The organism is Bradyrhizobium sp. WBAH42, assembly GCF_024585265.1.
Taxonomy (GTDB): Bacteria; Pseudomonadota; Alphaproteobacteria; order Rhizobiales; family Xanthobacteraceae; genus Bradyrhizobium.
Genome location: NZ_CP036533.1, coordinates 5,091,902 through 5,102,153, shown reverse-complemented (window position 1 = coordinate 5,102,153; position 10,252 = coordinate 5,091,902). Strand labels below are relative to the sequence as shown.

Genomic DNA, 10,252 nt, shown 5'->3' with positions numbered 1-10,252 from the left:
GATCCATCGTCCAGTCCGCTGCCGCTCAACCCGGCACCCTGACACCCCACCGTTCCGCTTTGTCGCAGCACGGAGGAAAACGGTTCGGTTCAGGCTTGGCGAAACACCCAATTTTTCATATTGGCATGCTACATGAACGGCCAGCCGCCCAATCCGGGCGGCCCCAACCGGCCGGCTCAAGACGGTCCCGTAGCTCAACTGGATAGAGTAGCGGATTTCTACTCCGCGGGTTGCAGGTTCGAGTCCTGCCGGGATCGCCACTCACGATTGCAAAGCCGGCGCCCATCACGAACGCGTGGGTAACCATATGCCGGCCTTTGAACGGTGCCGACCAGCACTATGTAAACGCCGGGCGAGACGGGCCCGACAGGTTTCTGAATGCAGCAATCCGAGCTGACGAGAATGGCGATCGCATCTGCGGTCGCGGTCGTTGCGATATCGTATCTGGCAATCGACGCAGGCGTGGTGAACACCAATGTGGTCACGCGGCCCATCAAGCTGGCCCAGGCCTCGATCATTGGCGCCGCAACGGGACAACGTCAGCCTGCATTTACCCTCCAGGAGTGGGCGCGCCGCGACCGCGAGAAGCCGCAACTGGAATATTGCCTGGCGGTCGACTGATCGACGCGCCCTCCGCCGGGCTGTCGACAGACACGGCGCCGACTGCCGGCTGATGACCGCGCCACCACCGCGCAATGGAAGCGGTGAGATCGCCCCACACCTCCGTCGGTAGGTCCGGGACCGCCACCCGGACACTGTACTGATCCGTCATCGCGTCGTGAAACCATTCGGTCGCGGCGAAGTCGAACCCGAAGCTGCCGGCGTGGCGGATGGGAAAGCCCTCGCGGCGCAATTCGCAGCTCATGTCCTCGGCAGCCTGTCGCGCGGCCGCCTCGTCGAGCGCGCGCTTTCCGCGAAGGGTCACGTAGAGACCGTGGGTGAAGCGAAGCTGAGCCGAGAGCGCCGGGATCTCGGCGGCAAAGTATCGCGCCGAGCTTCGGCCGTTACGCAAGATCGCCGCCACGCGCCGCTTCGTCAGCGCCCAGTACGCCGCGCTGCCTGCGAAGGGCGGGAAGTGGGCCGGCAATGCCGCACCGCCGAGCAGCCGCACCGCATTGCGCGTTTCGGACGCGAGACGTGTCCATTCAATATCCCCTGCCCGCGGCGAACGCTCATGCCCGTGCACGAAGACGGCTGAGCCGAGCCTGCCATATTCCGCTCCGAGCGAGTCGAGCTTGTTGTGGCTTCGCACCAGCACCAGCGGAATTCCGTGCCACCTGGCCCACCTCGAGACCCGCCTGATGCGACCAGACCTGCCGGCGAAGCACGTCGTATCGAAAATCAGGAGATCGAGTCCCGAGCCGTCACGGCGCAGCACCGCTTCGATGGCGCCGGCGACGGAGCAGGAATCCAGCAGGAGGATCCGCGGCGAGCCCACCCGTGCCAACGCATCGCCGAGCGGCAGCGTCAAGGCCTCGATCCGCAAATGCGGGATGAAGCTTCGGATCAGCTCCAGCGACTCGCCGTAGGAGCCTGGCAGCACCAGGATGTCGGCCTTCGCAACGATCCGCGCGGAGGCAAGCAGCACCGCGGAGATCGCCGCCATTCCCGAGGCGGTGTAGATCGCCGTGCTCGTGCAGCCGCCGTCGAGCGCGTAGAACGACGGCCCGCGTACCGTGAGATCGGCCCGCTGGTAATCGTAACTGAACTCGAACGGCCCACTGGCGGGATCGGCCGTGTGCGACCAGGCTGTCTCGGTCGCCTTCCACTCGTGCAATTCGTGCTCCGCCCTGAGCGCCGCAGTGATCTGGAATTTGGATCGGACGACGTCGTCGACGGAACACGGCGGCGCCAAGTCGAGCGGGTTTCTCAGGCTGCCGTTCAACAGCCTGAGTTCCGCGTGCTTGCGCTCCAGATAGGCTCGAATGGTCTCCATTGCGCTTCTTGACAGATCCAGTCAGGCGTCAACGTCTGGAAAACCCAGCGGGTCCAACGCGCCCGCTGCAACGAACAGGCACCTTCGCAGTTGAATCCATGCAAGGAGGACAGCATGGCTGACATCAGAGAGCACATGAAAATCATCGGCAAGGACGGCGCACATGTCGGCACCGTCGATCGGCTTGAGGGCAACCGCATCAAGCTGACGCGCAAGGACAGCCCGGAAGGTCACAAGGACCATCACCACTATATCGACACGAAATATGTCGGTGCCGTCGAAGGCGACGTCGTCAAGCTGTCGGTGAATGCCGATGCCGTTCCGAAGACGGAAGCGGCGTAAAACACTGAGCCCCCGCGGGGCTTTTGTTTGTTCACGGTCCGACTCCGCTTCGTTCGCAAGCACGAATCGCAACCGCAATTCGATGGCGCGGCGCATTCGTTAACGATGGCTTGCTGCGGTGGAAGATCGCTGCAATTCGATGGCCTTCATCACTGCGGATCGATCGGGAACGAATGCGCGATCAGCGCGTTTGATAAGCGAACAGAGTGGTGCCGACCCGCCAGCCCCGGTCGGCTTTGAAGGACCCCGTGCTTGTCCCCCGAGCACGGGGTTTTTCTCATGTCAGTGCTATCGGGCCGGCGGTCTGTGTCCGGCCGGATGCGAGGCGCCGGCTTGCTCATCGCGCAGATCGCGGGCGAGTTCGTGCCATGCCAGGGCCAGCTGGATCAGCCGTTGCCGGTCGACACCCTCGGCCTCCGCGGCGCGCTTCATTGCGGCCTCGGCCTCATGTTGCGGATCGTACTCGGTGTACATGAGGCAGACTCTAGCCGGCCATCTGGACAAGCGCGTGGCAATTTCGTTCCGTATGATTGCGGGGTCCCCCGCCAGCCGCGTGGACCGATCTGTGAACCACGTCACAGCCTGTCCGCGACATCTCCGCTAAACAAGCTGCCAAGGCTTCATGGGTGATGTCCGGTCATGACACGCAAAGCAGCAACCGAAGTCATCGTGCCGACGCAGCGACACCGCGCGGACCTGCTCGGCATCGCCTATCTCGGTACCATCGGCGTCGTCATGGTGGCCTGGATCGCCGGCCTGGTCTGGGCCTCGATCGCGTTCTTCAACTGGCTCGTGTCCTGACGCGCCGACGTGGTCGGTCTGCCCGCTGATCCTGCCTTAGATCAGGCTGGGCAGCACCTGCGCGAGTTTAATTCCGCCGCAAACGATCATGGCCCAGAGCGCCAGGCTGATCTGGATGGCATCCAGCATGTCCCACATCCCCGCGAATCATCCCGTCATTTTTCTTTGAGATTTGCGTGGAGCGGCGGCGAGCGCCAGAGCCAATTCGAAGCAACCGCCGGTGTGCAAGAAGATGAGGCGGGCTCGAGCCCGCCTTAATGGTCCAATCCGGCCAGGAAAACTCAATAGAAAACTCAATAGCAGGCGCGGGGATCGGCCTGCACATATTGGCCGTTCGGATAACGGTAGTAGCAGGCGCCCTGCGCCCAGTAATAGCCGGGCTGGGCTGCAGCGGTCGCACCGGCGATTGCGCCCGTTGCACCGCCGAGGACCGCGCCAGCGGCAGCCCCTGTTGCATTGCCTGAGATCAGGCCACCCAGCAGGCCGCCGACGATCGCGCCGCCAAGCGCGCTGGCGCCGGGATCAGCCGGTGGCGGCGGCGGAGGTGGCGGCGCATAGGCCACCGGAGGCGGGGCGTAGGCTACCGGCACGTCGTCGATATAGTCCTCTGAGATGTAGGCCGGCGGGCCAGCCATGCGCTGCGGATAATAGTACCAGACGCCGCCAACGTCCCACCACCAGCCGGACCGGCCATGGCGGACTTCGTGGCGCCAGCGTCCGCCCTCCCAGGCTAGATTGCCGCGATAGCTGTGTCCGCCCCAGTCCCGTGCCGGAGCAGGACCGCGCGCAACGTGACGTCCGGGGGGCGGGCCGCCGGCATTGTGACCTGCATGGGGCTGACCGCCGGGCTGCGCAGGGCGGGTCGCCTGCTGGGGTGGAGGGCCCTTGCGCATGGTCGGATTGGCCTGTGGCGGCGCGCCTGCGGCCGGCCCGGCCGGCGGTGGGCTGGCGTCTTTCGGTGGCCTGGCCTCCTGGGCCTGCGCCGACAGCGCGAGCAACGAGATGGCGGAGACCACGGGAAGGATGATCTTGATGCGTTTGGACGCACTCATGCGTGCTAGCCCCCTGTTCTTTCCATGGCCATGATTTCCGGGCGCGATCGACGAATCGCCACGCGCCGGGCTGATGCCGGCCGAAATCACTGCCCTGCTTGATCGGCTAAGTCCCGTTACAAATGATTAAGATCAGGGCCTCTTTTTAGCCCTGCGGGTCGTGCGGGATCGCGCCTACCGCGCCGGCTCGATCACGTTGCAATTGCTTCGCCCGGACATCAGGCAATCCTGCATCTTGCTGGCTGCCGTCAGGTCCCGGGCCAGCCACCAGCCGACGCCGAGGATCACGACCGCGATGATCAATCCTGCGAGCGCGCCGCGGCGGTCGCCGCCGGACGGACGCTTGGGCTGACGGTTCGGTCGAGAATTGGGCTCCTCGCCCGGTTCGGATCTGGACTCTGGTTTCGACATGGCCGCCTGGTCACGCTGGCGCGCTGGCTTTACCACCTCTGCGGCGTCGCGTCACATCCCGATCACCCGGCCCAATTCAGCCCCGGGTCTGCCGGATCGCATCCTTGCGCAAGGTTTCGACCGCCGGAATTGCCTCCTGAACGCGCGGTGCGCAGCTCGTGAGCACGAATGCAGTCCGGGTGCATTCCCAATCCGCTCCCAGCACCGCACTTTCGATGGGCTGCGGACGTGCGAGCAGCAGCGCGGCGCCGGCCACGCCTGCCACGGCGAAGGCAATCGCCAGCGCTTTCAGGCTTGGTCTTGAGATCGTCATGCCCGTGCTCCGTCTCGTACGGGGCGGACGCTAGGCGTCGCCCGTGTGCCCCGTTTATGAGGGACATCACAATTCAGCAGTTTTTCCGGGCTACGAGAGATCGTCGGGGGGCGATTTTTCGTTGACCTGATCGGCTGCGATTATGGGTGGCTTCGCGACGCACGCCGATGTACACGCTTCTGCGTCGCGTGGCGCCTGCTATGCCCAGCCGACGTACCAACAGGCACCGATGTAGGATCGAAAGCGAGGAAGACAAGGCTCGTCGATGAGTGGATTCAGGGAACCCGGCTTTGCAGACCGGCAAAAGGCGGCGCAGGACGCTCGCAAAAATCTTTTGAACAAGTTCAAGTCGCAGCCGGGCCCCGATGATCCGGCGGTGATCGCGCGCCGCGCTGAACGCGAGGCCCTTGCGGCCAAGCGCGCCGAGGCAAAGGCCGCGCGCGAGGCCGAAAAGGCCGAGCAGAAGCGCCTCGAGGAAGAGGCCAAGGCGGCGGAAGCTGCGCGGATCGCGCGGGAGGCCGAGGAAGCCGCCGAGAGGCTGGCTGCGCTCGAGGCCGAGCAGAAGGCCAAGCGCGATGCGCGCTACGCCGCCCGCAAAGCGAAGCGCAAGTAAGACTCGCCGGTCACGTTCAATTGAACTTGAACTGAACAATCACTCCGGAGGCGGCCTCAAAGGCCGCCGCCGGAATTCGAGAGGGCGCGACCCGCCAAAGGGCGTTGCGCGATGACGGCCCTGGATCAGTTCTTCTTCATCATCCCGTCGTCTTTCTTCATGCCGTCCTTCGACATGTGGTCCTTCTTCATGCCGTCGTCCTTGGACATGGTATCCTTCTTCATCATGCCGTCCTTGGACATCGTGTCCTTTTTCATCATGCCGTCGTCCTTGCCCATCTTGTCCTGAGCAAAAGCGGCCGGCGCAAACGCGAGGCCTAGCGAGAGAGCGGCAGCCGAGACGCCGAGCACGATGCGGGTGCGAATGGTCATGGTTCATCTTTCCTTCGAGATGGTGTTTGTCAGCGACGGACGCCGCTATTCAATATCGACGGATCGCCAGTCGGCGTTGTTACGCCGCTGCCTATAAATTTTGGCGAGCCATCCGCTGGCCGCTGTACGACGTGCTTCGCGCTCACAACCGGGATCGCAAGTGTGCAGCGCAGCACGGCCGGCACTTGCCGGGGCATTCGGTCTCGAACTATCAGATGAGAGAATATCGGGTGGAAGACCGGCTAGGATGGGCCCGAACGCCGGTCTGACAAGACCCGACCCAAATCACACCAACAAGAACAGTCCAAAGAAACGATCAAAGGGATCACACCATGATTACGCGCCGACATCTGATCGCGACCGCCGTCGCGGCACCCGCCATTCTGCGCTTCGGCACTGGCACCGCGCAGGCCGCGACCACGCTGAAGATCTCACATCAATTTCCGGGCGGCACCATCGACAAGGGCGATTTCCGCGACCGGCTCTGCCGCATGTTCGCCGCTGAAGTTGCCAAGCGCAGCAACGGCGACATTGCCGCCGAGATCTATCCGAACTCCTCGCTGATCAAGACCAACGCGCAGTTCTCCGCCATGCGCAAGGGCGCGCTCGATATCAGCCTCTATCCGATGCCCTATGCCGGCGGCGAGGTGCCGGAAACCAATATCGGCCTGATGCCGGGCCTGGTGACCACCTACGACCAGGGCCTGCGCTGGAAGAAGGAGCCCGTCGGCAAGGCGCTGACCGACTTCCTCGCCGACAAGGGCATCATCCTGCTCACCTGGGTCTGGCAGGCCGGCGGCGTCGCCAGCCGCTCCAAGCCGATCGTCGCGCCGGAAGACGCCAAGGGCCTGAAGGTGCGCGGCGGCTCGCGCGAGATGGACATGGTGCTGCAGACCGCCGGCGCCTCGGTGCTGTCGGTGCCTTCCAACGAAATCTACGCGGCGATGCAGACCGGCGCCTGCGATGCCGGCATCACCTCCTCGACCAGCCTGATCTCGTTCCGCCTCGAAGAGGTCGCGAAGTCGCTGACATCAGGGGCAGGCGCCTCCTACTGGTTCATGCTCGAGCCGCTGATGATGTCGAAGGCGATCTTCGACAAGCTGCCGAAGAACCATCAGGACATCCTGCTCGCGGTCGGCACCGAGCTCGAAGCCTTCGGCCGCAAGGGCGCGCAGGACGACGACGTCGAGGTCGCCAAGGTCTACGAGAAGGCCGGCGCCAAGGTCTCGGTTCTGGATGCCGCGACCGTCGGCAAATGGCGCGACATCGCGCGCGACACCGCGTGGAAGGATTACAGCGCCAAGACCGCGACCGCCGCAAACCTGCTCAAGCTCGCCATCGACGTCGCGGCATGAGCCACGGTCCGCTTCCGGATCGTGACGACCAGGCGAGCGTTGCCGCAGGGACCGGCCCTGCGGCGGCGATCGATCGCGGTCTCGCCGTCCTCAACAGCATCATCGTCGTGTTCGCCGCGATTGCGCTGGTCGCCGCCTGCACCATCCTGAGCTACAGCGTGCTCAGCCGCGCGCTGTTCAAGGCCGCCAATTACTGGCAGGACGAGGCCGCCGTGTTCCTCCTGGTCGGCGCCACCTTCATGACGGCGGCCTATGTGCAGCAGAATCGCGGTCATATCGGCATCGAGGCCTTCGTCGGCCTGCTGTCGCCATTCGCGAACCAGGTTCGCCTCTGGCTGGTCGATGCCGCCACATTCCTGTTCTGCGCCTTCTTCACCTGGAAGTCCTGGACACTGGCCCATGAGGCCTATGTCGACGGCCAGGTCTCCAACTCGATGTGGTCGCCGCCGCTCGCGATCCCCTACTCGCTGATGGCACTCGGGATGAGCCTGCTCTGCCTCCAGATCCTCGTGCAGCTTGCGCTGCCCTTCACCGGAGCCAAGCGGCCATGAGCGTTTTCGGCATTGGCCTTGCCTACGGCATTGCGACGCTGCTGGTGATGTTCTCGGGCATGCCGATCGCGTTCGCGCTCGGCGCGGTCGCGGTCGTGTTCATGGGCATCTACATGCCCTCGGCCTCGCTCGATACGGTGACACAGAACGTCTACGAGGAGATGGCCTCGATCACGCTGCTGTCGATCCCGCTCTTCATCCTGAAGGGCGCGGCGATCGGCAAGTCGCGCGCGGGCCAGGATCTCTATTCGGCGTTGCACGCCTGGCTGCATCGCGTGCCCGGCGGCCTCGGCGTCGCCAACGTGTTCGCCTGCGCGCTGTTTGCGGCAATGGCGGGATCTTCGCCCGCGACCTGCTCGGCGATCGGCTCGGCCGGTATCCCCGAGATGCGCAAGCGCGGCTACTCCGGCGGCTTCGCCGCTGGGATCATCGCCGCCGGCGGCACACTCGGCATCCTGCTTCCGCCCTCGATCACCATGATCCTGTTCGCGGTCGCCGCCGAAAAGTCGCTCGGGCGGTTGTTCCTCGCCGGCATCGGACCGGGCCTGCTGCTGGTCACGCTGTTCGGCGCCTATGCCGTGATCCGCTTCCGCCAGGAATACAGGGCGGCCGAAGCGGTCTACAAGAACGGCGGGCCGGAGGCTGCGATCCTCACCCGCGACGAATATACGCTCGCCGAGCGCTTCAGCGTGCTGCCGCGCGTGATCCCCTTCGTGCTGCTGCTCACCGGTGTCATGGTCGCGCTCTATGGCGGCTACGCCACGCCGTCGGAAACCGCGGGCCTCGGCGGCCTCCTGGCGCTGGCGCTGATCGCGGCAATCTACAGCGTGTGGCGGCCGAGCGACCTCGCCCCGATCATGAAGTCGACGATCCGGGAATCGACCATGCTGATGATGATCATCGGCATGTCGCTGCTCTATTCCTACGTGATGAGCTATCTGCACATCTCGCAATCGGTGGCCGAAGCCATCGTCGCAATGCATTTGCCGCGCTGGGAGCTGCTGTTCGCGATCCTCGTCATGGTCGTGGTGCTCGGCTTCTTCCTGCCGCCGGTCTCGATCATCCTGATGACGGCGCCGATCATCCTGCCGCCGCTCCGCGCCGCCAACTTCGACATCATCTGGTTCGGCGTGGTCATGACCATCGTGATGGAGATGGGGCTGATCCATCCGCCGGTCGGCCTCAACATCTTCGTCATCCGCAACGTCGCGCCTGATATTCCCCTGCGCGAGGTGATCTGGGGCACGCTGCCCTTCGTGCTCTTGATGATGCTCGCGGTGCTGCTGCTCTGCTTCGTGCCGGGAATCTCGACCTGGCTGCCGGACCTCGTGATGGGGCCGGACGGCAGCAGGTGACGCTGCGGTCGCTATCGTAGAGCCTGTGAGCCAATTCGTTTTGTTTCGGCTTCGGCATCAAGGGGTGGTATCGCCCCTTGATGGGGGAAGCCGGCGGCGTCAGGCTGTTGGTTATCTATGCTTTTGCGAGACGATGCCCTTGAGGCTGTCGATATCGACCGCTCGCAATTCGACCTGATTGCGCACAGGCTCGCGCAGCCGAGGTGCGCCTTGCGGCACCGCTTCGGTTCGTGCCGACTGCTCCGGCAATTCACCAAAAAGTCCGTCGTTAGCCATCATCCTCTCCAGCAGATCAGTCTGCCCAGAGAATCACATTCGTCTGACGCGCGGTACAAAAGATTCACAGTCTCGTAGGGTGGGCAAAGCGAAGCGTGCCCACCACCTGTCGGCGATCACGAAGAGATGGTGGGCACGGCGCTGCGCGCCTTTGCCCACCCTACGAATTCTCTTTCCGCCGTCCCTTCGGCGCATTCGCCACCACCTGCAACAGATCCTTGCGCACGGCCTCGATGTGCCGCTCCAGAAACCGGCAGGCCTCGTCCACCTTCTGCGCGCGGCAGAGCGCGATCAGCTGGGCGTGCTCCTTCTCGGCAGTGCCCATCGCCTTGGTATTGGAGAGCTGCAGGCGCGTGTAGCGGTCGCTGGTCTGGAGCAGCGACAGCACGATCGCGCGGGTGCGCGGCTGCGGCGCGTGAACGTAGAGCGCCATGTGGAAGTCGGCGTTGAGCTGGCCCCACTCACTGACGTTGCGCGCCTTGATCGCCTTCTCGAAACTCTTGTGGATGTTATCGAGCCCGTCGAAATCCTCAGTCGTGAAACGCGGCGCCGACTGCGCCAGCAATCGCGGCTCCAGGATGCGGCGCAGGTCGAAAACGTCGTTGATCTCGTCCAGCGACAGCTCGGATACGATGGCGCCCTTCTGCGGAACGATCCGCACCAGGCCTTCCGCCTCGAGCTGGAATAACGCCTCGCGCACGGGAATGCGGCTGACGCCATAGGCCTCTCCGAGCGCATCCTGGCGCAGCTGCGATCCGGCCGGATAGGTGCCGTCGAGGATCGCCTGGCGGAGCTGGTCGACGATCGCAGCCGACAGGGTGCGATGCTTCAGAGGCTGTTTCATCTGATCGTCCGTTGTCCTTCCCGACTCGTGCG

14 protein-coding genes, 1 tRNA gene and 1 pseudogene are annotated in these 10,252 nt (G+C 64.3%); 8 read left to right on the top strand and 8 right to left on the bottom strand.

Features of this window, described 5'->3' with window-relative positions; all coding sequences use genetic code 11:
• Positions 1–183: 183 nt before the first annotated feature.
• Both DCG74_RS23910 and DCG74_RS23905 read left to right on the top strand, forming a co-directional pair.
• Positions 184–260, top strand: a tRNA-Arg gene (locus DCG74_RS23910).
• Between the two features lie 118 nt (positions 261–378).
• Entirely contained in the window at positions 379–621 is a 243-nt protein-coding gene (locus tag DCG74_RS23905; protein WP_172789113.1) for a hypothetical protein, read from the top strand.
• Here DCG74_RS23905 and DCG74_RS23900 read toward each other — a convergent pair.
• Positions 551–1,936, bottom strand: coding sequence for a hypothetical protein (locus DCG74_RS23900; RefSeq protein WP_246709026.1), 1,386 nt, complete (start codon positions 1,934–1,936; stop codon positions 551–553). The genes DCG74_RS23905 and DCG74_RS23900 overlap by 71 nt on opposite strands.
• Positions 1,937–2,050: 114 nt before the next feature.
• Here DCG74_RS23900 and DCG74_RS23895 point away from each other — a divergent pair, with 114 nt between their 5' ends.
• Positions 2,051–2,278 (top strand): DUF2171 domain-containing protein, encoded by a 228-nt coding sequence (locus DCG74_RS23895; RefSeq protein ID WP_025036201.1) that lies wholly within the window; start codon positions 2,051–2,053, stop codon positions 2,276–2,278.
• 288 nt (positions 2,279–2,566) lie between these two features.
• On the opposite strand, the gene DCG74_RS23890 is transcribed toward DCG74_RS23895, so the two are convergent.
• On the bottom strand, positions 2,567–2,752 hold the full coding sequence (locus DCG74_RS23890; RefSeq protein WP_172789114.1) for a hypothetical protein: 186 nt from the start codon (positions 2,750–2,752) through the stop codon (positions 2,567–2,569).
• 165 nt (positions 2,753–2,917) lie between these two features.
• On the opposite strand from DCG74_RS23890, the gene DCG74_RS23885 reads away from it, so the two are divergent.
• Complete coding sequence (locus DCG74_RS23885) at positions 2,918–3,079, top strand: hypothetical protein (RefSeq protein WP_172789115.1); 162 nt, start codon at positions 2,918–2,920, stop codon at positions 3,077–3,079.
• A gap of 293 nt (positions 3,080–3,372) precedes the next feature.
• Here the strand turns inward: DCG74_RS23885 and DCG74_RS23880 are convergent, their stop codons facing one another.
• From DCG74_RS23880 to DCG74_RS23870, 3 genes are all read right to left on the bottom strand, one after another.
• Entirely contained in the window at positions 3,373–4,131 is a 759-nt protein-coding gene (locus DCG74_RS23880; protein ID WP_172789116.1) for a hypothetical protein, read from the bottom strand.
• Between the two features lie 174 nt (positions 4,132–4,305).
• On the bottom strand, positions 4,306–4,542 hold the full coding sequence (locus tag DCG74_RS23875; protein ID WP_172789117.1) for a hypothetical protein: 237 nt from the start codon (positions 4,540–4,542) through the stop codon (positions 4,306–4,308).
• A gap of 76 nt (positions 4,543–4,618) precedes the next feature.
• A complete protein-coding gene (locus tag DCG74_RS23870; RefSeq protein WP_172789118.1) occupies positions 4,619–4,855 on the bottom strand; it encodes a hypothetical protein in 237 nt (78 codons plus the stop codon).
• Positions 4,856–5,120: 265 nt separating this feature from the next.
• Between DCG74_RS23870 and DCG74_RS23865 the strand changes: the two genes are divergently transcribed.
• Positions 5,121–5,468 (top strand): DUF6481 family protein, encoded by a 348-nt coding sequence (locus DCG74_RS23865; RefSeq protein WP_172789119.1) that lies wholly within the window; start codon positions 5,121–5,123, stop codon positions 5,466–5,468.
• A gap of 125 nt (positions 5,469–5,593) precedes the next feature.
• Here DCG74_RS23865 and DCG74_RS23860 read toward each other — a convergent pair whose 3' ends face one another.
• Complete coding sequence (locus DCG74_RS23860) at positions 5,594–5,839, bottom strand: pentapeptide MXKDX repeat protein (RefSeq protein WP_036027965.1); 246 nt, start codon at positions 5,837–5,839, stop codon at positions 5,594–5,596.
• Positions 5,840–6,171: 332 nt separating this feature from the next.
• Between DCG74_RS23860 and dctP the strand changes: the two genes are divergently transcribed.
• From dctP to DCG74_RS23845, 3 genes are read left to right on the top strand one after another with little or no spacing between them, the layout of a single operon-like run.
• Entirely contained in the window at positions 6,172–7,194 is a 1,023-nt protein-coding gene (gene dctP, locus DCG74_RS23855; protein WP_172789120.1) for a TRAP transporter substrate-binding protein DctP, read from the top strand.
• Positions 7,191–7,745, top strand: a complete 555-nt coding sequence (locus tag DCG74_RS23850) for a TRAP transporter small permease (protein WP_172789121.1) — start codon at positions 7,191–7,193, stop codon at positions 7,743–7,745. The genes dctP and DCG74_RS23850 overlap by 4 nt, the downstream gene beginning before the upstream one ends.
• A complete protein-coding gene (locus tag DCG74_RS23845) occupies positions 7,742–9,100 on the top strand; it encodes a TRAP transporter large permease (RefSeq protein WP_172789122.1) in 1,359 nt (452 codons plus the stop codon). Before DCG74_RS23850 ends, DCG74_RS23845 begins: the two co-directional genes overlap by 4 nt.
• 135 nt (positions 9,101–9,235) lie before the next feature.
• Here the strand turns inward: DCG74_RS23845 and DCG74_RS23840 are convergent.
• Positions 9,236–9,379: pseudogene (locus tag DCG74_RS23840) on the bottom strand (IS5/IS1182 family transposase); the annotation flags it as partial.
• Between the two features lie 157 nt (positions 9,380–9,536).
• Positions 9,537–10,220 (bottom strand): GntR family transcriptional regulator, encoded by a 684-nt coding sequence (locus tag DCG74_RS23835; RefSeq protein ID WP_172789734.1) that lies wholly within the window; start codon positions 10,218–10,220, stop codon positions 9,537–9,539.
• Positions 10,221–10,252 lie beyond the last annotated feature (32 nt).